Origin of the sequence: Neorhizobium sp. T25_27 (assembly GCF_002968565.1) — a bacterium.
GTDB lineage: Bacteria > Pseudomonadota > Alphaproteobacteria > Rhizobiales > Rhizobiaceae > Neorhizobium > Neorhizobium tomejilense.
Window position 1 is genome coordinate 98,822 of record NZ_PVBJ01000003.1, and the last position, 20,871, is coordinate 119,692.

General features: G+C 60.3%; 22 protein-coding genes. 8 read left to right on the top strand and 14 right to left on the bottom strand.

Annotated features, from left to right (window positions below):
• Positions 1–9 precede the first annotated feature (9 nt).
• Positions 10–369 (top strand): hypothetical protein, encoded by a 360-nt coding sequence (locus tag C5J24_RS10640; RefSeq protein ID WP_105402713.1) that lies wholly within the window; start codon positions 10–12, stop codon positions 367–369.
• A gap of 13 nt (positions 370–382) precedes the next feature.
• On the opposite strand, the gene C5J24_RS10645 is transcribed toward C5J24_RS10640, so the two are convergent.
• The 4 genes from C5J24_RS10645 to C5J24_RS10660 form a co-directional block, all read right to left on the bottom strand.
• A complete protein-coding gene (locus tag C5J24_RS10645) occupies positions 383–2,377 on the bottom strand; it encodes a protein-L-isoaspartate(D-aspartate) O-methyltransferase (RefSeq protein ID WP_105402712.1) in 1,995 nt (664 codons plus the stop codon).
• Between the two features lie 60 nt (positions 2,378–2,437).
• The gene (locus C5J24_RS10650; RefSeq protein WP_105402711.1) at positions 2,438–2,635 is read right to left on the bottom strand and encodes a hypothetical protein; all 198 of its coding nucleotides are present in this window, start codon (positions 2,633–2,635) and stop codon (positions 2,438–2,440) included.
• Between the two features lie 37 nt (positions 2,636–2,672).
• Positions 2,673–2,858, bottom strand: a complete 186-nt coding sequence (locus C5J24_RS10655; protein WP_205836934.1) for a hypothetical protein — start codon at positions 2,856–2,858, stop codon at positions 2,673–2,675.
• A 279-nt stretch (positions 2,859–3,137) separates the two neighbouring features.
• Positions 3,138–3,389: a glycine zipper family protein gene (locus C5J24_RS10660; RefSeq protein WP_080955010.1), complete on the bottom strand. Its 252-nt coding sequence runs from the start codon at positions 3,387–3,389 to the stop codon at positions 3,138–3,140.
• Between the two features lie 258 nt (positions 3,390–3,647).
• Here C5J24_RS10660 and C5J24_RS10665 point away from each other — a divergent pair, with 258 nt between their 5' ends.
• Entirely contained in the window at positions 3,648–4,085 is a 438-nt protein-coding gene (locus tag C5J24_RS10665) for a DUF2231 domain-containing protein (protein ID WP_105402709.1), read from the top strand.
• Complete coding sequence (locus tag C5J24_RS10670; protein WP_105417766.1) at positions 4,085–5,656, top strand: sorbosone dehydrogenase family protein; 1,572 nt, start codon at positions 4,085–4,087, stop codon at positions 5,654–5,656. Before C5J24_RS10665 ends, C5J24_RS10670 begins: the two co-directional genes overlap by 1 nt.
• A 110-nt stretch (positions 5,657–5,766) precedes the next feature.
• On the opposite strand, the gene C5J24_RS10675 is transcribed toward C5J24_RS10670, so the two are convergent.
• Positions 5,767–6,735, bottom strand: a complete 969-nt coding sequence (locus C5J24_RS10675) for a mannonate dehydratase (protein WP_105402707.1) — start codon at positions 6,733–6,735, stop codon at positions 5,767–5,769.
• Between the two features lie 385 nt (positions 6,736–7,120).
• Between C5J24_RS10675 and C5J24_RS10680 the strand changes: the two genes are divergently transcribed.
• From C5J24_RS10680 to C5J24_RS10700, 5 genes are read left to right on the top strand one after another with little or no spacing between them, the layout of a single operon-like run.
• The gene (locus tag C5J24_RS10680) at positions 7,121–8,665 is read left to right on the top strand and encodes an ABC transporter substrate-binding protein (protein ID WP_371674241.1); all 1,545 of its coding nucleotides are present in this window, start codon (positions 7,121–7,123) and stop codon (positions 8,663–8,665) included.
• A 26-nt stretch (positions 8,666–8,691) separates the two neighbouring features.
• A complete protein-coding gene (locus C5J24_RS10685) occupies positions 8,692–9,720 on the top strand; it encodes an ABC transporter permease (RefSeq protein ID WP_105417768.1) in 1,029 nt (342 codons plus the stop codon).
• Positions 9,717–10,619, top strand: a complete 903-nt coding sequence (locus C5J24_RS10690; RefSeq protein WP_105417770.1) for an ABC transporter permease — start codon at positions 9,717–9,719, stop codon at positions 10,617–10,619. The genes C5J24_RS10685 and C5J24_RS10690 overlap by 4 nt, the downstream gene beginning before the upstream one ends.
• Complete coding sequence (locus tag C5J24_RS10695; RefSeq protein ID WP_105417772.1) at positions 10,606–11,451, top strand: ABC transporter ATP-binding protein; 846 nt, start codon at positions 10,606–10,608, stop codon at positions 11,449–11,451. The genes C5J24_RS10690 and C5J24_RS10695 overlap by 14 nt, the downstream gene beginning before the upstream one ends.
• Entirely contained in the window at positions 11,448–12,185 is a 738-nt protein-coding gene (locus C5J24_RS10700; RefSeq protein ID WP_105402702.1) for an ABC transporter ATP-binding protein, read from the top strand. The genes C5J24_RS10695 and C5J24_RS10700 overlap by 4 nt, the downstream gene beginning before the upstream one ends.
• Before the next feature lie 138 nt (positions 12,186–12,323).
• Here C5J24_RS10700 and C5J24_RS10705 read toward each other — a convergent pair whose 3' ends face one another.
• The 9 genes from C5J24_RS10705 to C5J24_RS10745 form a co-directional block, all read right to left on the bottom strand.
• The gene (locus C5J24_RS10705; protein WP_105417774.1) at positions 12,324–12,728 is read right to left on the bottom strand and encodes a type II toxin-antitoxin system VapC family toxin; all 405 of its coding nucleotides are present in this window, start codon (positions 12,726–12,728) and stop codon (positions 12,324–12,326) included.
• Positions 12,725–12,958 (bottom strand): AbrB/MazE/SpoVT family DNA-binding domain-containing protein, encoded by a 234-nt coding sequence (locus C5J24_RS10710; protein ID WP_105402798.1) that lies wholly within the window; start codon positions 12,956–12,958, stop codon positions 12,725–12,727. Before C5J24_RS10710 ends, C5J24_RS10705 begins: the two co-directional genes overlap by 4 nt.
• Before the next feature lie 272 nt (positions 12,959–13,230).
• The gene (locus C5J24_RS10715; protein WP_105417776.1) at positions 13,231–13,497 is read right to left on the bottom strand and encodes a hypothetical protein; all 267 of its coding nucleotides are present in this window, start codon (positions 13,495–13,497) and stop codon (positions 13,231–13,233) included.
• A 93-nt stretch (positions 13,498–13,590) separates the two neighbouring features.
• Positions 13,591–13,827, bottom strand: a complete 237-nt coding sequence (locus C5J24_RS10720) for a hypothetical protein (protein WP_105417778.1) — start codon at positions 13,825–13,827, stop codon at positions 13,591–13,593.
• Positions 13,828–14,694: 867 nt separating this feature from the next.
• Positions 14,695–15,606, bottom strand: a complete 912-nt coding sequence (locus tag C5J24_RS10725; RefSeq protein ID WP_105417780.1) for a bifunctional 2-polyprenyl-6-hydroxyphenol methylase/3-demethylubiquinol 3-O-methyltransferase UbiG — start codon at positions 15,604–15,606, stop codon at positions 14,695–14,697.
• The gene (locus C5J24_RS10730) at positions 15,603–16,319 is read right to left on the bottom strand and encodes a ThiF family adenylyltransferase (protein ID WP_105417782.1); all 717 of its coding nucleotides are present in this window, start codon (positions 16,317–16,319) and stop codon (positions 15,603–15,605) included. Before C5J24_RS10730 ends, C5J24_RS10725 begins: the two co-directional genes overlap by 4 nt.
• A 64-nt stretch (positions 16,320–16,383) precedes the next feature.
• Entirely contained in the window at positions 16,384–17,832 is a 1,449-nt protein-coding gene (locus C5J24_RS10735) for an HEXXH motif-containing putative peptide modification protein (protein WP_105417784.1), read from the bottom strand.
• 272 nt (positions 17,833–18,104) lie between these two features.
• The gene (locus C5J24_RS10740) at positions 18,105–19,802 is read right to left on the bottom strand and encodes a S8 family serine peptidase (RefSeq protein ID WP_245437563.1); all 1,698 of its coding nucleotides are present in this window, start codon (positions 19,800–19,802) and stop codon (positions 18,105–18,107) included.
• Positions 19,803–19,835: 33 nt separating this feature from the next.
• On the bottom strand, positions 19,836–20,861 hold the full coding sequence (locus tag C5J24_RS10745; RefSeq protein WP_105417786.1) for a phosphatase PAP2 family protein: 1,026 nt from the start codon (positions 20,859–20,861) through the stop codon (positions 19,836–19,838).
• Positions 20,862–20,871 lie beyond the last annotated feature (10 nt).

Genomic DNA, 20,871 nt, shown 5'->3' on the forward strand with positions numbered 1-20,871 from the left:
CAGCCGTCGATGTTTGGCGAGCCCTGTGCCCTCGGCTATTTTGATTCCCGACTGGGTGAAGGTTTGTACGGCACCGCACAGAAGGCCGCCGGCGTTCATTATCTGTGGAAAAAGCGCTTCGCGGGGATTAGAATTCGCCGCTTCAAGGAGGCCGATATGACATATCACAATCCTTTTCCGGCGCGTGCAATGACGATGGGAGACATTTCCCTCCTCCGGCACGCTGTCATTGTTGCAGCCGAAAAATCAGAACGCAGCGCCGATTCAGTCGCACCCATCGTGTACGACCTTTACTGCCGCGGCCTCAAGGATCCTGAAAAACTCGCCGAGGCGGCCGGCTTGCTTGCCACGTCTCGTTCCTTCAACTGAATAGCACCGTAGCCTATTCGCCAAAGGGATAGGTTTCCGGCATGCCGCGATGGTGCTCCGGTCCGAGCGGCGTCACCGCCTGGGACTCGTTGAACCAGACATAGGCATCGAATTGCTCGGGAAGGATTGCCTGGCTGTAGTGGCTCCACAGCTCCGTGTCGGGCCGGTAGATAACGCCGATGAAGCGCTCAAGCCGAGGCTCCGAGAGGCGGCGTCTCAGCGGCTCGTGCTTGGCAGGCGAAAGATCAAGCAGGAACCGGGATTTACCCGCCTCATGGCACAGCCGCTCATAGCTGTCCGGGCGGGAAGGATTGACCCGCATGACCTGCATGTCTCCGTCCCAGTCGTGCGCGGCGGCCACCGTGCCGGCATGGGTGCCGAAACCGACAAGTGCTGCCTCGCTTGCAAAAGCTTCCCGGCAGAGCTGTCCGATATTGAGCTCGTTACGGATTGCGCCCATATCGGTGGATCGGGCATCGCCGATGTGACTGTTATGGGCCCAGACGATCGCCTTGGCATCTGGCCCCTTGGCATCAAGAAGATGCCGCAGCGTTTCAAACATATGGGTATCACGCAGGTTCCAGCTTTCCGCCCCGCCGTAATACATGATCCGGTAGTAGCGCTCGGCGGACGCGATCAGCCGGGCGTTCTGGGCGGCATCGAGGAAGGCGTCGCCGTCGTTATTTGCATAGTCGAGCCGCTTGCGCAGCAGCGCTTGGCATTGCTCGATCACCGCCTGCTCGCATTCGGCATAACCGCGGCTGAGCGCCGCCCGGCCATAGGTCGCGGGGTTCTGCTGCCAGGGCGTCAGGCAGCCGTAGCGCTCGCGCGCCACAGCCGCCGCCTGCGGATCGACCCGATCCAGATAGTCAAGCACGGCTCCGATCGAGGCGGACATGTTGTAGATGTCGAGCCCGTAGAAGCCCGCCCGATCCTCCATGGCGTCGAGACCTGCATTGTGCTTTCGCATCCATTCGGTCAGTGCCCGAACGTCCGTGTTGCGCCACATCCAGGTCGGGAAGCGTTGGAACGGAGGCTCTTCGCGTTCGGACGCGGACCGGTGTCGGACGTATCGATCAACTTTCGCCGCATCCGGCCAATCTGCCTCGACCGCAACAATCGTGTATCCCCGATGGACGATCAGGTGACGCGTGATCGCGGCACGGGCTCGATAGAATTCGGCGGTCCCGTGGCTCGCTTCCCCCAGCAGAACCACGCGTCGATCGCCAAAGCGGTCGAACAGGCGGCCGAATGCTGGATCGTCGAAATCCGGGAGGTCTTCGGCCGCCTCGGCAATCATTGCCGGCAGGCTCTGCTTGCGAGAAATGCCCGGCTTGTGATTACTCGCGGAGCGCCGGCCATCTTCGGCCCAGCCCTGCTCCCCGATCAGCGGCACGAACATCACCGCCCCGAGATTCGATTGCTCATAGCTGGTCGCCGTGCGCCGGATAACCTTGCAGAGCGTCTGGCTAGACTCCCCACCCACGGGGATCACGAGCCGCCCGCCGATTGCGAGCTGATCCTTCAGCGCTTCCGGCACCGCCGGAGCGCCCGCGGCCACCACAATTGCGTCGAACGGCGCTTGCTCGGGAAGTCCTCGCGTGCCGTCGCCAGCAAGAACCTCGACATTGTCATAGTCGAGATCAGCCAGGCGCTGCTTTGCCGATGCGGCCAGGGCCTCGTGGCGCTCGATCGCATAGACGTGCTCCGCGATCTGGCCCATCACCGCGGCCGCGTAGCCGGAACCGGCTCCAACCTCGAGCACACGATCGCCCGCCCGCAGCTCTGCCGCCTCGATCATCGCCGCGACGATGTAGGGCTGCGAAATAGTCTGCCCCTCCTCTATGCGCAGAGGCGCATCCTCGTAGGCGAATTCAGCCATACCTTCGGCGACGAAGCGCTCTCGCGGCACGGCACGCATCGCATTGAGGACATGCTCATCCCTTATTCCACGCCGCCTTATGTGAACCTCGGCCATGTGATCGCGCATGCGCTGGTAGTCGACCATCCAGGCCTCCTTCCCTTCTGCTCACCTCTCGATCGTTCCCGCCAGGCGACGGTGCCGCATTCAGTAGGGGCGCGACGATCGAGGCGCGCCCTGGGCGTCGCTCGAAGATCGTCTCTCGTCCTGCAGAATCTTCTCCGTCGCCCGGACAGCCTTTTCCATTGCCGCCTCCCGTTCCTTGCGGCTCCGCTCCGTGTCCGCGCACCTTGCGTCATCCGTCCCCGGCTCAGGCGGCACATGCCGCTCCTGCTTCTCTTCCATAGCTGATCTCCTCAGGCGGCACTGCCGAGCGGTTCGGTTACTGGACAATCCCGCGCCGCTTCCATTCACGATACGGTGCCAGAACCTGTCCCGGATAGCGCCGCTCGATCTCGCTCTCGACCAAGGCAATTCCGGCAAGGATGTCGTCGCGGCCCTCGTCCCGCGCTGCCTCGCTCGCCAGCTCCAGCTGACGCATGGCGATGAAAACCTCCTCATCGGTCATGGTCTCCATCCTGGCTACCAGATCTCCGATCGGCTCGTTTTCAATATTCTCAATGGAGGCCATGGCTTACCCCATAGTCTGCAAGTCCGCCGTCAACGGCTAAAGCGAATGGCTATCGCCGGCATGGCTAGGATGTGGAATCGTTGAAAGTGTTGGCGGTCTCAGTAACGACTGAGGCCGCGTCCGTTGGTCATGGACGTGAACCCGAATCCGCGCGAGTTGTATTGTTCGCGAGCATCGTCGAGGCATCAAGCCCTGCCGACGAAGGCCGGAAAGAACTCAGCATCGATCGACGTAACGGTTCCCATCGCGGTCGCGGTAATAGCAGCGGCCGGGCTGTCCCGCGACATTCCCGATCAAGGCGCCGGACACGCCACCCACGGCCGCACCAACCGCGGCACCGCGAACGTTACCCGTTGCTACGCCGCCGACGACGGCACCCGTGGCAGCGCCGATTCCCGCCCCACGTTCAGTCGACGTGCAAGCTGTGAGGCACAACCCTACACATCCGATGACGAAAAACTTTTTCATTTGAACCTCCGTTCAAGTTTTCTCACTGATAGATTGGCTTGTTGGGCATGGCGACGCGACGAGTGTCGGCTTTGGCTGGAACGTCGCGCTAAGGTCTCCGAACCAAGTCTGATGCCGAAAGTTCCAAGGCAATTGAGGGACAGCTCTGCCGGCGAAGAATGCCGCTGGCTTCAAGGCTTTGCGACACCGGAACGGAACCATCCCCTGCCTCCGCGGGTTAAATGGCATATTTTGCGCTCTTACCTCTGGGAGCATGCCATGGCTGTACTTTCCTCCAATGATCGAGACGCGGCCGCCTATCCGATCCAGTCGCTTTTCGTCCCATTCCCCTTCGTCTGCTTCATACTTGCGCTCGCAACCGATATCGCCTTCTGGCAGAGCAACAACCTGATGTGGCAGAACTTCTCCGCATGGCTGTTGTGCGCCGGCCTGGTGTTCGGCGTAATTGCAATCCTGGCTGGGCTCATCGACCTCGCGCGGCCCCGCACCCGTCCACTGCGGCCGGCTTTCCCGTCGGCGCTTCTCTACCTGATCATCCTCGCCCTTGCCGTCCTCAACAGCCTCGTCCATGCCGGCGACGGATGGACCGCCGTGGTCCCTTATGGCCTGGCGCTCTCTGCCGTTACATTCGCGCTTTGCCTTGTGGCTGCCGCCGTTTCCGCCCGCAAATATGCCAGATTGGCCTGGAGGATATGATGATGAGATCCCTCATTCTCGGCACTTCGGTTCTGTCGCTTTCCCTAGGGCTCGCCGCGTCGGCGCAGGAAGCCACATTCGATCTGTCCCAGCAGATCGGCCCGAACCCGGTTCTGCCTGACCCCTCTCCTTCCCTGATACCTGATCTGAAGGTCGCGGAAGTGGTCGGCTGGAAGGACGGCGAGACGCCTGCCATTCCCGATGGCCTGAAGGTCACGGCCTATGCCCAGGACCTTGCCAATCCCCGCACCGTCCATACCCTGCCAAATGGCGACGTGCTCGTCGTCCAGTCCCGCGGCCCCGCCGGCGAGCCGACCTCGCGGCCGAAGGATTTCATCCGCGACTGGATCATGTCGATCGCCCACGGCGGCGGCGGTGAACAGAAAGAAAGCAATATCATCACCCTGCTGCGTGACACCAATCGCGACGGCACGGTCGATGAACGCCATGACCTCCTGAAGAAGCTCGATTCTCCCTTCGGCCTCGCCTGGATAGACAACACGCTTTATGTCGCCACGACGAGCGCCATCCTTGCCTACCCCTACGAACTCGGCCAGAACGGGATCACCGCGCAACCGAAAACGCTGACGCCGCTGCCCGGCGGCCCGATCAATCACCATTGGACAAAAGATCTGGCCCTCAGCCCGGACGGCCGGACGCTTTACGTCTCCGTCGGATCGAATTCCAACATCGTGGAGAACGGGCTCGAAGCAGAAAAGGGCCGTGCGGCGATCTGGCAGGTCGACCGGCGGACCGGCGCCGCGCGCGTTTTCGCCTCGGGTTTGCGCAACCCGAACGGCCTCGCCTTCAATCCCCAAACCGGTGCGCTCTGGACCGTCGTCAACGAGCGCGACGAGCTCGGCCCGAACCTCGTTCCCGACTACATGACCTCGGTGGAGGACGGCGCCTTCTACGGCTGGCCGTGGAGCTACTACGGCAACCACGTCGACGCTCGCGTTCATCCGCCACGTCCCGACATGGTCGAAAAAGCAGTCCAGCCGGATTACGCCCTGTCCAGTCATGTCGCTGCGCTCGGACTGACGTTCTCGATGAATTCCGCGCTGCCAACTGCATACGCCAACGGCGCCTTCATCGGCGAGCACGGCAGCTGGAACCGGGACAGCTTCAATGGCTACAAAGTCATCTTCGTACCGTTCCAGAATGGCAAGCCATCTGGCAAGGCGCAGGATGTCGTCACAGGCTTTATCCAGGGTGATCAGGCGAAAGGACGGCCGGTCGGCGTCGGGATCGATGGGACCGGAGCGCTGCTCGTCGCCGATGACGCCGGCAATACCGTCTGGCGCGTTGCGTCATCCGACGGTCGGGTCACGCCGCAACCGATTGGCACGGACCAGGTATCTGTCAATCAGCAACTGTCATCGCCGGCGAAGACCGACAGACTTCCTGACGGAGTATCCGGTATCGGAACGGAAATCACCGCGTCGACCACGCAATCGGCGCGGCCTCCCACGTCTGCCGACGAGCGACTGACCGGTCAGAAGCCGCTTTCCGGCCAACCGGATAAGCTCGTGCCCGCCCAGATGCAGATCGCTCCCGCGACGGGCCCTTGACGAACTAGGCGGCGAGATGAAGGACGGAACCTGCTGCAACGCTTCGGATCGAAGCCGCCGGCCTGGCGGCTTCGATCAACCACGTGGCGTATGAGTGATCGCCAAAGCCACTATTTCATGGCTTCGAGCAAGGCTGCTATATAGCCGTAGCAAAACGCAAAGGCTACGCCTGTGGGATCGCGGCCGCTTATCCGGGGAACGTGATCGGGCATGATCATGTAACGATAGTCGACCTCTTTATAGACTTTGAGAGAGCGCACCATGTCCATGTCGCCCTCGTCCGGAAAAGTTTCCATGAAGGAGAGTTTTCCGCCCGCGATATTGCGGAAATGGACGTTGAAAATCTTGCCGCGTGTCCCGAACCAGCGGATGATATCGTCGATCTCTTGCCCGGGGTTCTCCAGCATCTCGCCGATCGAGCCCTGGCAAAAATTGAGGCCGTGGTAGGGGCTCTCGCGCATGAGCACGAACTTCTTCAGACCCTCGACGGTGCCGAGCACGCGGGTAACGCCCTTGTAGCCGGGCGGGGTGTAAGGGTCATGCGGATGGCAGGCAAGCCGCACCTTGTTGCTCTCTGCGATGGGCACTACACGTTCCAGAAAATAGTCGATCCGCTCCCAGTTTTCGTCCTCGGACAGCACGCCCGCCAGGCCTGGCTCGGCCTGCTGGTCGGCCTTGTCCCATCGAAAGGCTTCGTTCAGTGACCCGCCCCGCCCAAGTTCCATCTCCGTACGTGGGATGCCGATCAGGTTGAGATTGTATTTCACCGACGGGATTCCGGCCTTGGCGGTTTCCTCGATCAGCCTGCATACCGCATCGATCTGCCGGTCGCGATCCGGACCCTTGAGGAGGATGTCCGGATAGGATGCCTTCTCGATGGGCTGCGACGGAAGCGGAAGCTGGATCATGTCGAGGATGAGCCCGAAGCTTTCAATCTTGTCGCGATGACGTTCGAGATCTTCCAGTTTCCAGCTCGACGGCGCGCCGGGCGGATCTGCGCAGATGTGTTTCAATCCCAATTGGGCGAAAACGCGGTAGTCGTCATCATCTCTCGCGCCAACTTGTGTGCCAACATACATTTTCACATCCTCCCTAAGCGTATCATATATCATACGACCTAATATGATTTTTTACCGGCTGTCGAGAATCTTCGTGCGGCAAGCGTGGAGATCGGCTGGCGGAACTATACCTAAACAGCTAGCTGCGATCGCCCGATTTTTCTTGAGATTCCCGCAGAAAATCGGTTGATAATACGCATTATCAGAAAGGTTTATCGTTAACTCACCACGCTCTGTAAAATGTAGGCTTGCGGAAAGCTCGTGCGGCAAGCTTGCCATCCCCAGAAAAGTTGGCTAAGTCATCATACAACATTTGAACAACCGGCTATGTCTTTGGTTCACTCTGGGAGGAGTTACAATGAAATACCTTTGCACCCGATTGCTTGTTGGCGCGGCTTTTGCCGTCATGTCTTTCGGCACGCCAGCGGCTTTTGCCGAGACGCCGGCCAATCAGCTCGTCATTGCGACTTCGCTTGCCCAGGTTCTCTCGCTGGATCCGCATCAGGCGACGGAAGCCAAGGCCAATGAGATCATGGCGAACCTCTACGATCGCCTGGTTTCGACCGACGGTTCCGGAAAGATTTCCCCGCAACTTGCCGAAAAATGGGAGATCGATGACAAGGGGATCACGTTCCATCTGCGCAAGGCGGAATTCGCATCGGGCAACCCGGTCACCTCCGCGGACGTGGTATACTCGATCACCCGCCTCCTGAAGCTCGACCAGGCCGCGGCCGCCAATCTCAAGCGTGTCGGCTACAATGGCGGCAACGTTGAAAAGCTGGTGACGGCGCCGGACGAGAAGACTGTGCGTGTAGACCTTTCCGGCGAGGTCACGTCGGAGCTCCTGCTCTATCGCCTGGCGATGGTCATCGCGAGCGTTGTCGACAGCAAGGAACTGAAGAGCCATGTCGTCAACGACGACTGGGGCAATGCGTGGTTGCGCACCAATTCGGCAGGCTCGGGTCCTTTCACGCTGAACAAGTGGACGCCGAACGAGATCGTCATCCTCGACGCGAACAAGAATTACGTCGCCGGTCAGCCGAAGATGCGCCGCGTCGTCGTTCGCCATGTGCCGGAAAGCCAGGTCGAGCGGCTGATGCTTGAGCGTGGCGATATCGACATCGCCAGCGCACTGACCGCGACCGACCTTGCGACATTCAACGGCAAGCAGGGTTATCAAATCCAGCGCGTCCCGACAGGGGGGTTCTATGTCCTGTCGATGAACGCCGGCAAGGAACCGCTTTCCAATCCGAAGGTCCGCGAAGCGATTGCCTATGGCATTGACTACAAGGGCATGGAAAAGGCGATCATGGGGCCATACGGCCGGGCGCGCACCGTTCCCGTTCCGGAAAACTTCGAATATGCCATTCCGAGCCCGGACTGGAAGCTGGACGTGGCAAAGGCAAAGGCCTTGCTGGCGGAAGCCGGCTACAAGGACGGCTTCACGCTGAACCTCAAGACCATTGCCCAGACGCCGCGCATCGATCTTGCAACCGCGATCCAGGCGTCGCTCGGCCAGATCGGCGTGAAGATCAATATCATGCAGGGCAATGGTGCAGATATCATCGCCGCGCACCGAGCCCGAGATTTCGATCTCCTGATCCCGCAGACAGGGGCCTATATGCCGAATGTCCTGGGCGCGATGGAGCAATTCTCGAGCAATCCGGACAATTCGCTGAAGGCCAACAATGCCGGCAACTTCGTATGGCGGTCCGGCTGGGATATCCCTGAGCTGACGGCCATCACCGCCAAGGCTGCGCTGGAGCCGGACGCGAAGAAGCGCGGAGCGCTTTACGTTCAGATGCAGGAAATGTTCGTTGCCCAGAAACCTGCCGTTCTGCCGCTCTTCGAACGCTATGAACCGATCGTCCTGACCAGCCGTGTGCAGGGCTATGTCGGGCATCCGAGCCAGACGACACGTCTGGAAGGCGTCACGAAGGCCGATAAGTAACTTAACGTCAGGTCAGGCAGCCGATCATGAAGGAACTTTCGTTAGGCGAGCTGGGACGACGACTTCTCCATCTGATCGTCAGCCTGTTCATCCTGTTGTGCGTCACCTTCGTGATCGGCCGCGTCATGCCGACCGATCCGGTCGGGGCCATTGTCGGCGAACTCGCCGATCCGAAAGCCTACGAGGCCATGCGCGTCAGGCTTGGGCTCGACTTGCCGCTCTACCAGCAATTCTTCGTCTATGTCTGGGGACTGCTGCACGGCGATATGGGCACGGCCATCCTGACCGGCAACGCAGTCACCAAGGACCTGTCCCAGGCTTTCCCGGCAACGCTGGAACTTGCAACGCTCGCGGTGTTGATTTCCACCCTAGTCGGCGTTCCTCTCGGCCTGGCGGCCGGTCTTTTCAGGGATAGCGCGATCGACAAGTTCGCCCGCGTCTTCGCGCTGGTCGGACATTCGATCCCGGTCTTCTGGTTCGGTATCGTGGGGTTGGTCATCTTCTATGCCGGCCTCAATCTGGTCGGCGGGCCGGGCCGCGTCGATGTCTTCTACGAAGGCCTGATCGAGCCGACCACCGGGCTGATGCTCGTCGACAGTCTGCTCGAAGGCGAGACCGATATATTCTGGAACGCCCTGTCGCACATCATCCTGCCGGCGTGCATCCTGGCCTATATGGCCATGGCCTATATCACGCGCATGACCCGCGCGTTCACGCTGGAACAGCTCAATCAGGACTATGTCATCGCCGCGCGCGCCAAGGGCGTCGGTCCGGTCCGCACCGTCATCAGCCACGTCCTGCCCAATATCGCCGTTCAGCTGATCACGGTGCTTGCGATCTCCTACGGCAACCTGCTGGAAGGCGCCGTGGTGACGGAGATCGTGTTTTCATGGCCGGGCATCGGTCAGTACATGACCAATGCCCTCATGATCGGTGACATGAACGCAATCCTCGCGGCGACCATCATTGTTGGTTTCATCTTCATGTTCCTGAATTTCGTTGCAGACATTGCCTACGCGCTTCTTGATCCGCGTACCCGGGAGGCCGCACGATGAGCAATATCGCCCAGGACGACGCCATCATCCGGCCGCCGGCAATCGGCACCAGGATATGGAACTCGACCTCCCGCATTCTGCACAAGCTGGCCGACGAACCGCTTGGCATGATGGGTTTCATCATCCTCGCCATCCTGGTTGTGGTCGCGATCTTTGCGCCGCTGATCGCGCCTTACGATCCCGCGGCCCAGACATTGAGCGACGCGCTGCAGCCTCCGAGCCTCGCGCATCTCGCCGGCACGGACGAATTCGGGCGCGATATCTTCAGCCGTCTCGTTCACGGCACGCGCATCACGATCCAGACCGTCCTGTCGGTCTCGGTGATCGTCGGGCCGATCGGCCTGGTGATCGGAGTCGTCGCAGGCTTTTTCGGCGGACGCACCGATGCCATCCTGATGCGGGCCACCGATATAGTCCTGTCGTTTCCGTCCTTGATCCTGGCGCTCGCCTTCGCCGCGGCTCTCGGGGCAGGTTTGGGAACCGCGATCGTCGCCATTTCGCTGACGGCCTGGCCACCGATCGCCCGGCTCGCACGCGCGGAAGCGCTCGTCGTGCGCAATGCGGATTACGTGGCGGCCGCCCGGCTCTATGGCGCCTCACCCTTGCGCATCCTGTTTCTCTATATCGCTCCGATGTGCATTCCCTCCGTAATCGTGCGGCTGACGCTCAACATGGCAGGCATCATCCTGACGGCGGCTTCCCTCGGCTTCCTCGGCCTCGGTGCGCAGCCGCCGCTGCCGGAATGGGGCGCGATGATTTCCAGCGGGCGAAAATTCATGCTCGATTATTGGTGGGTCGCGGTGATGCCCGGCCTCGCCATTCTGTTGACCAGCCTTGCCTTCAACATCGCCGGAGACACGCTTCGCGATCTATTGGACCCGCGCCATGCCAGATCTTGATGAAACGCCTGTCCTGTCCGTTCGCGACCTGAACGTCCGTTTCGGCCGAAACTCCATTCCGGCGGTCTCCAATGTCAGCTTTGACGTGGGACGGGAGCGCATCGGCATCGTCGGCGAATCCGGTTCGGGCAAGTCGACCACCGGCCGCGCCATCATGCGGCTCCTGCCGCAACGCGCCGGCGTGACCGCCGAGCGGATGGATTTCCTCGACAGCCCGTTGCTGGAAAAGACCGAACGGCAGATGGGAGGCCTTCGCGGCAAAGACATCGCCTTGATCATGCAGGATCCGCGTTACTCGCTGAACCCTGTTCTGACCATTGGAAAACAGGTTGCCGAGGCTGCAAAGCTGCATCTTGGCGCCAGGGGCAAGGATGCCGTTGCGCGCGCCCGCGACATGCTGGCGAGAGTGCGCATCAACGATCCCGATCGCGTCCTGTCTCTTTACCCGCACCAGATATCCGGCGGCATGGGCCAGCGCGTGATGATTGCGATGATGCTTCTGGCGCGTCCCAAGCTCGTGATCGCCGATGAACCGACGTCTGCGCTCGATGTCAGCGTACGCAAGGACGTTCTGATGCTGCTTGATGAACTGGTGCGAGAGAACAACTCCGGCCTGATCCTCATCAGCCACGACATCCGCATGGTCGCCGCTTTTTGCGAGCGCATTCTGGTCATGTATTCCGGCCGCGTCGTCGAAACGCTGAGCAGGCTCGAAGATGCGGCGCATCCCTATACCCGAGGCCTGATAGCCGCGATGCCGGATCCCAAACATCCCGTCAGACGTCTGAAAGTCCTCGACCGCAAATCCATCGAAGTGGAGACCAATCCATGATCAAGGTCGAAAACCTCGATGTCGTCTATGGCTCCAAGGATAAAAGCAATCACGTCGTACGCGGCGTCAGCTTCGCCGTGAGCCGCGGCGAAACGCTCGGCATCGTCGGTGAATCCGGTTGCGGCAAGTCGACGGTGCTGCGCTCGCTTGCCGGCCTCGAGGGCGCATGGACAGGATCGATATCGTTTAACGGCAAGCCGGTCGGCAAGGTGCGGACACGCGACGAGTTGAAGCTTGCCCAGATGGTGTTTCAGGACCCCTACGGCTCGCTGCATCCGCGCCACCGCATCGGGACCGCACTCGCCGAGCCGATCAGGTCGATGGGCGCTGGCGACGGTTGGACAAGGGTCGCCGAGGCACTGCAACAGGTCGGCCTGCCGGCGCATTTCGCCAGCCGTTTCCCGCATGAACTTTCGGGCGGCCAGCGTCAGCGCGTGGCGATTGCACGCGCGCTGATCCTGTCGCCGCCGATCCTGCTTCTCGACGAGCCGACTTCGGCGCTCGATGTCTCGATCCAGGCGGAGGTACTCAATCTGCTGGCAGACCAGCGGGAGGAGCGCAATCTGACGTTCATCCTCGTCAGTCACGATCTGTCCGTCATCTCCCACATGTGTGATCGGGTCCTCGTCATGCAAAATGGCGTATTTGTCGACGAACTCACTAGGCAGGATCTGCAGGCAGGCGTGACCCACGCGAGCTATTCCCGCGAACTTTTTGACGCAAGCTTTTTGTAGCCCATCCACTCCCAACTGGCGACCTCTCGGACAGGAAGGTCGCTCGCTTCGCGACTGGCACCGGCGCGACAAGTTCAGGGTGCCAGACCTGCGATCCTACGACCAAAGTGGGGAAATCTTTCCCTACCTCATATGACATCAAGAATCCGGCGTGATCAGCTCAATTGTCGGGAAGTAGGTCCGATAACGGCCGATGTCCCGCGTCAGCAAGGGCAGTTTCCACACGGCTGCCTGCGAACCGATGAAAAAGTCCGGTAACACGCCAGTGCGCGAACCGCCGGCCCCGCGGTATTGCCTGAATACCTTTCCGGCGAGAAACAAGGCCGCGCGCGGCAACGAAGTAAGCTCTAAGCCGGCTTCTTCGATGACGGCATCAAGTTCTTCGATGCGTTTATAACGAACGGCGAGTTCCGCGTAGATTACCTCGTTGATCAACAACGGCCCCGCGAGGCTGGCAGCTTCCAGCTGCGCTACCGACCAGTCCGCCCAGATCGGATCATTGGTTACAAGATCGAGCAGCACATTTGTGTCAACGAGCGTCACGCTTCGCCACGTGTCATCGCCATGATGGCGTCGGTATCAAGCCCTTTTCCGGCATGACCACGAAGTCTTTGAAAACGGCTCGCCGGCTGCGTCTTGTCAGCCCTTGTCAGCACAACGCTCCCATCGGCAGCTCGATGGAAATCGACCTTGCTGCCGGGAACGATTCCGAGCAGGTCCCGAACCGCCTTCGGAATCGTGACTTGCCCTTTTGCCGTGACTGTTGTCGTCATTTTCCGTGACCTAGTAATACCGCACGCCTCAAAGGTATTACCATCGTGCACGAAAATCAACATCATCTGGCTTTTCGGCGACTGGAGCTGGAGCCTGCGACGGATGGACTTCATCGAACCAGATCACCGGGGCAAAGAGATAGACGAAGGCTTCGAAGTGAACAGTTCTGCGGCCGTATCGGGTGGCGAAGCGGTGCGGGAAAACCATGCGAGCCACCAGCGACAGAAAAAGCGCCGGGAAATCCCGGCGCTCTATACTCGAACCTTCGGTATTAGCGGGCGCGCGTTTGGCCGTCGTAATAGTCACCGCTGTCGATCACCGGAGACGAAGGAATATCGAGACGCCGATCGCGCTTCAGCGGCGGATAGCCATAACGGGTGACCGAGGGGATGCCCAGGGAATCCGCCGTGACCCCCAGATGGTCGCGGTCGCGAGAGGCGCCCTCATAATATTCGCCGTCCTGGGCAAAGGCACTGCCACCTGCAAAGGTGGATGCCATCAGGGTGGCGAGGATGGTGGAGATGACAGAGTTTTTCATAGTCGTTGTTCCTTGTTTAGCCTGATCGGCTTCTGGTGCGACCCAGCCGATCGATGTCTTGAATGAACTGTTTGGACGCTTTGCTTCCGGGATCTACTGCCGTTCGTCGCCGGTAAGCCGGTTGTCGCGACGGGTCGGGGTCCGGACCTGCGCCACGTCAAGCGTGGCATCGGCCTTTGCCTCGGTTTTGGCAGCATCCGCCGGGGCGGCGAACGAGGCCTCGTTTCCCGAAGTCGACCGATGGCCGTCATAGGCCAGGACGTGTCCGGCAAACGAAGCCATGCACGCCGCGGCGACGAGGAAGGCAATCTTCTCTATAGGCACAGTCATTTTTCACTCCATTGTTTGGCGAAACCCGCTTTTGCGGACGTCGTGCTTGATTTTAAGTCTGGCGAGACAGCAGTCGCTGTCATCGATTTCCGAATGACTGGAGGATCTCCTCTCGGCCCGTTGAACGGTGTTGCCGAAGCTCCCGTGAGCTCATCCTTCGGAGACGAAAGTAGGCTGAGGATCTGCCCACCGGCTTGAAGCGTTTGTGAACGTTCCCCTGCCGATCGGTTGAGTGCTGCCGGGGACGGCCAATGCCAGCCAGCCGGACTGTGTTCTCCACCGTCTTTCGTGATGAGACTTTCTCTCGAACCCGTCATCGCCCCGCCAGCGCGGCGTTAAACTTCCGTAAAAAATTGCGGTGATGAGAAAACAATGGGGAGCGCTCATCAACTATAATTCCGCACAACACGGAACCAAGCAAGATATTCTGATAGAATATCGCAACAATATCGAACATTACGAAACAGCTTTTGTCATTGTATGACGCCATGCTTGGCGTATACATGACATAAACTCAGGATATTCTCAATTATACGCGAAGACAACGTCATGATCTCTCGTGGTGCCTAAAGGCCTCCCGATACCATCTCGTGCAGAATGTGAGGGGGTTTGATAGTGTGATTGTGTCAGGCGGCGCCGGAGAGCCGGATGTCATGGGAAATGAGCCGCTACAACTGAAATGGAATGTGCGCCGGACCTTCGATCGGAGGCTCTCCCGACGTGACTAACGGCGCAACCGTGGCCAAAACCGAAAATTTTATCGCAGCATTGCCGTCGTAAAAGCTTGGCTTCCACGACGGACGTTGTCTGAGCGCGCCTGCTGTTTTCAGGAAAACGTGGGAGACAATTTGGGTTATGATTCCGGTTTTATGAATATGCGCTTCGCAGGCCAACCGCTCTTGCGGCCTCCCTCCAAAAGCTGCATCCGACCACGGTCTGGCGACGAACGGAAGCATGGCGATTGGACGTGATCGCTTCGAACGCCATCGGGACTTCTGCGCGTTTGCGGTGCGTCACGCCTTCGGCGACGATCTGTTCGCCGGCGCGCGCGACCAGCAGATAAGGGTGTCGGTGATGCGCCAGCTTGCTGATCAGCCGGCGGCGTTTCGCCATTGCCTCCGCCAGTTCCTGCATCTTTGGAACGGTGTGCAGGATATCGCGCGCCAGCCGGGCTGCAGCGCTGTCTTCAAAATGGAACCGAGGCAGCCGCTTGATTTTCCCGACGCTCAATCCCGCGTCTTCGTGAACGGACACGATGTCGTCCAGTCCGTCAGGCATCCACCCCAGGCCGAACGTTTCTTTCTCCTCCTGGCGAAGAGAAGGAGGCGCATCGGCGTCGTAGACATAGTGGCAATCCATCAGGAGACCGCCGGGCCTCAGACATCTCGCCACCATCCGGTAGAGATCCAGCGGCCGCTCGAAAAAGGCAGCACTTCCTCCGCAGATGATGACATCTGCCTCCGATATGATGTCCGGGAGCGCGGCAATGTCGACGCAGGAAAATATCGCCGCCGACTCCTCCCGCCGTGCGACCTCTCGCGCGACCTCGATTATCGCCGGATTTTCGTCCACACCGATTACTTCGGCTTGCGGAAAAGCCCGTGCAACCCTGCGGCTGATCCAGCCGGTGTTGCAGCCGAAGTCGACGATTTTCCGCGAGCCGCTGGGAAAGGCGGCAAGGATCGCCTCCATCATTGCTTCCCCGCCAGGCGGTACGTTCTTCTGTTTCAAAGCTGCGACGATCGAGAAATAGTAGTCCTGGGAAGAGAGGGGCTTCATGGCTGACACACCTTGCAATCGAGGTTCTTGGAAACAGGATGGAGCGAGGCGTGGCCCGTGGCCGGATTGAAGAGCCAGCGATGGCCGCGCAATGAACTGCGGTGGGTCAGGCGTTCGATGGTGATCTGCGAAACCGCAAAACAAGCGATCAGGGCGTTATCGGCCGGCGACGGCGGCGCTGCAACCCCCGTGTCGACCGATGCCGGCGATGTCGAGCAGCAGAAAGGGCAGGCATCACCCGGCTGCGCCACCAGTGGCCCGGCGACACAAAACGGTCCGACCTGGCCGACATGCAGGTAAGGCGGAGGCTCCGGCGCCGTCGCGTGATATTCCGCCAGGAATTGGCCGGCCAGGCAAACGTCGTCCTCTGCAAGTAGCAGGAAAGGTTTACGTGTCCGGGCCAGAGTGAGCCGGGCAGCTTCCGCCCCATCGGCGAACTGGGTCATGATTGCGACCGCGGCGGAAAAGCGGGAGGCGAGATAGGTTGCCAACCGGTCGCTCTTTGATCGACCGGTATCCTCCGCCGCCGCCCCGCTCATCTGTCTTTGGCTGCTCTCTTCGATGCGGTCGCCGTCCACCAGGAAGAATTTGCGAGCCCCGAGCGCTGCAAGCTGGGAGGCGATCTGGGAGCCGAGGCCTCCGCATCCGACAATTATGAAATCCGTGTCGTGAATGACATCGAAGAGATCGGCATGATATTCGAAGGCTCTCATGATCGTTTACCTTGCTTGAACCGGTCGGGAACTGCTGAGAATTCACAGGAACCGCGCCCACCCATCACGCATGCTCCATCACCGTCGAAACTGACGTTCCCGCCAGCGCGACATCTTGGATGGACAACTCGTCGGGAGGCTGCCTGGCGGCTTTGCGGATCACATGGAGCCGGCCATCGTACCAGAGGCTCAGACCATCGCCGCTGCTCTGCAGCATCGGGCGGCCCATTCGCGGGTCGATGGGCTGCTCCCCCCGCAAAAGCACCTGCCCGAGATCCCAGGCCTGACGATCCACGACACACAGGCGCTGGGCATAATAGGCCTTGCGCCGAGCCGGCGGCTCGCATTCCAGAAGCCGGTCGATGAGCGCCAGGATTGCGGCGCCCCAGGATGGAATGACGGCGATGTCCCGGAGGTCGAGAAGAACATCGCCGCCCAGACGCTCGACCCCCTCGCGGGCGATATCGATGAGCGGTATCAGGCGGGCAGCATACGCAATGACAAAAGCTGCTTCCCGCGCTCGGTGCTCAGGCGGTGCTCTGAAAGGCAAGCATGCGATGCGGACGGCGCACTCCCAGGGAATGGCGTAGGCCGTATGCAGGATGCTTTCGAGCGTCTGTAAACTGTGTGTGTATGGCGATACGTATCGCATCTCCACGGGCAGCGATAACGGCGCGGCTACCGTATACAGCCGCAGCAGGACATGCCCCGCTTCGCGCAGAAGCTCAGCGGCAGTCGCCGGATAGTCTTCGGCGTCCAATTTTTCCTGCGACAGGACCACGATGGCACTCCCCGGCAGGTCGCCGGAGCTGGAGAACGAGCTTATCGCACCGCGCCGGGTGCCGATATAAAGTGTGTGAAGGCCCGCAGTCAGCCGTTGATAGCCACCGGGATCGACGCTCGAAATCAACTCGATTGCCTTGGTGAGATGATCGTCGATCCTGTCCAGGTCATGGTCGCTCATCTGGGCCTGCTCGAAGCCGGGATCGGCCGGCCGGCAATGAGCGATGCGCTTGCGCATGGTGCGGCTCGCGTCCAGACTGTCGATCGGGACGAGACCGATACCACAGGCAAGCCGGCGGGCTGGACGGCGCTCGAGAGCAAGGTCCTCGGCCACGAGATCAGGCTGCAGGCTGTGGTCTACAACTTCAGAACTGGCGCCGTCGACGTAGCTTTCCAGCCCGCGCTGAAGCTCGTCCATCCAAGCCGCCAATGCGGGAGACCGGTAAGGGTCGCTTCGCACGGGCAGGAAGGCTGTGGTGGGCAGGAACGCGTCGGCATCATGATATCCGCCATCGGCAAGGCCTGGAAAATAACGGGCCAATGCCTCGACCCTTTCTCCGCAACCCGGCAGTTCGGAAGCGGCGGCAAGAATTCGGGCATAACGGGGTCGCTGTTTCAGCATGTTGCCCGTTGCAGCCGCATTGACGAAACCGGGCTTTGAAAAGAGCGGATTGCGCTGGAGCAAGGCTCTGGCCTGATCCGCCAACGGCTCGATCTGATAAGCAGACATCTTAAGCTCTCCTCGCCCCGGACGCTTCGAACCTCATCATGAGGCGCGCCACTTCAGGGAAGATTAGTTGCCACCAGAACCGGCCGTACCGACGGCCCTCCGGCTTTGAAACCACGATCTCGTCTAGTCTTCCGTTGAGAGGAGCTTCTTGTGGACCCGTCATCGGCACGCCAGCACCGCGTTAAACTTCCGTGAAAAGGAAGCTAAACCGACAAAAAAGCCCCCTTTTTTTAGGGGGCTTTAATCCTGGTGACCTTTGCCGAGAATCGGCCTTACGGAGACAATACGGCAGCGATGGCTGCCGGGACATCGGGCAGGCCGAACCCGAAGAAATAGCTCATATCGAGAGCATCTTCGCCATCCGCATTCATGCAGTCGGCGGTCAATGCGCGTATTCCCGGCGCGACCATCGCATCCAGCCGGGCCGTGGACTGGAGGATTGACTTGACCAAAGGGCCGGAGAGCCGTGCATCGCCACCGTTCTTGGTCTTATGGGCCCGCTGGATCAAGGCGCATATGCCCCCCACCTGTGCGGAGGCTCCCGACGTGCCCCCGAACGTGGTGTAGTAGCCTCCACCAATGCCGGGATTGGCTGCGGACGGCACCATGGACGACCACGGATCCGCCCCCCGGTCGTAACCGAATGCGCCGGGCAGGTCGGTCGTCAGCAGAGAGAAGTGAGAATACCTGTATTCCCGCAGCCCGAATGCCTCATGGTCATGTTGCGCGGCGAAAGGGGACAGGCGGTCGACGCGCAACTGATGACGATTGAAGACTTCGCCGTCATCGGATGGCGAGACGACCGTAAGTCCCTCTCCGTAATTGCTGTATCCCGAGCGGTAACCCTCGACCGTGACCGCGCCGACGGCGATTATCCCGTTGTCATCGGCAGTCAGGTTGGCCGGATAGATCAACTGACTTTCGCCGCTGTTTCCCGCAGCGCAAACGATTGGAATGTGATGGCTGATGGCGACGATGAGCTGCTTGAGGATATGCCACGCTCTATCAGGGTTCGATCCCTTTTGCGGGGCTTTGGGCTCCAGCTCGGCGCCCCCCTGCTCGGCCAGCGAAATACGGGCGAACAGATCGGCAGCAATTTGATTTTTCCAGCGTTCGAGATCGGCCTTCAATTCGTTCTTCGGAATAACCCGACTGCGCTTCGGGTCCGGCAAGCCGCGTGGCAGGACGATGACATCGACGCGCTGATGATAGGCGTAGAGGAACGCGGCGATGAACTGCAGGACATCGTCCTCGAAAGAGGTCCTGATCGAGATCACCCGGGAGAAGGGATCGACACCGAAATAGGGAAGAACGTTGCGATTGGCGCTCGGGCATGGCGTGCCGCCAGCACCGGAGAATACGTCCTCCGGGAGAGCCGAGGGACCTCCGTCCTGCGTCGCCACGGCCGGTTCTCCGGCAATCAGGCCGGCACAGCAGGTGCCGTGGGAAGCAAAAAGCGACTCCGGGTGGAACAGCCGTCGCACGACGCCCTGAGAGGCTGCATATTCCGCGACAATGTCGTCGAGATATTCGCGATCATCGTCGGATAGACCGAGATTTCCCAACGGCGCGATATCAAGCCCGGCGAAGAAGGCCTGCTTTTCCTCACGGTCGAAGGATGTGGTCGCATCGAGGATTTCGGCGACGCGCGAACCGTAGCGATGGCTCGTAAGGTCGATCGAGGCTTCACGGTCAAGCCGGGTCGCCAAATTCGGATGATCGGGCGCTATCCCGACATCGATCAGCGCCACGCGGGCGGGATGGACAAGACCGGCAGCCGCAATCGTATCCCAGACACTTCCCCCGATCTCCGGGTCGGGGACGGGACGCGCCGCAGTCTCGTTCTCGGACGGCGGTACGATCGGCGGCGAACCGTAGTCGGCATCGATGACGCCCAACGCCGTCAGATGCCAGAGATAGTAGTAATTCATCGGCGCGGCCTGCGGCGCTTCCATGTCGGCGGACGTCATGATCTTCGTTCTCCCCAAAGAATAAAATCGGCCTCAAACCCATTCGTCGTGGACCGCCTGGAAAAGCGGCCCGAACGCGTCATGGAGGTATGGAGCGAAACGCCGCGCCAGGTCCCGGCCGGCTTGCGTGTCGCTCGGATAATGCAATCCGGCCCATTCGCGATTTTCAGCGACGTTCTGCGCGATGCGGGCGAGTTCGTCCGTTGCCGGATGTTCGGGCAGGATCGTCGAGAAAGCGAATACAATCGAAAAACACTGGAAGGCATGGTTGCTGGGATAGGATTCGTGCACCGGCACGGGCAGAAGCGGTCGCAACAGGGATTCGAACTGGTTCGGCCGGAGCCTGTTGAACTGGCTCTTGTAGAGAAGCCCGACATATTCGCAGGCGGTCAAGATCGCCTGAAACAAGCCCTCGGTCTGTTCGTACCCGCCGATGTCCTCGATGTACAAGGCGCGGGTAAATTCCGACACGGAAATGGTCGCTTCGGCCTGGATGTCGGGCAATCGCCGCGCCCGCTCACGATCGCGCCGCTGCATGGACAGCAGCACCGCCGCTTCCAGCCGCGTGTAATCCGGACCGGGTGGTGGCGGGATGTCGAGCATTTCCCATGTAAAGCGCCGCGCGGCCGTGAACGCGTTGCGCGACGGCTGCTGGTGCAATCGGCGCAATTCGAACGCCGGGATGAGTTGCGACACGCCGAGGCTCGCGCCATCCATCGTCGACTTGTTTTTGTTCTTGTTCTTATTTTTGTTCTTATTCTTGTTCTTGTTCAGCGTGGCCTTGTTGAGAACCGACTTGTTGGCGACGCCCTTGTTGAGAACCGAGGCAGCTGCCGCCATCGTCGACATCATCAACGGAGGCTCGTCTATGGATAGGTCCTCCTCGGGCAAATGAGCAGGCGCAGGCGGAACGGGGGGCGACGGCTCCACCGCCACCGGAATGGCCTCGACAGGCCTCGGTTCGCAAGGGAGAACCGTATCCGTTTCAACTCTAAATTTATAAGAATTCAGAAAATCTACAATCTTTGATTGTTCTTCCAAATTTGCTTCCCCTACCATACCCCAACCT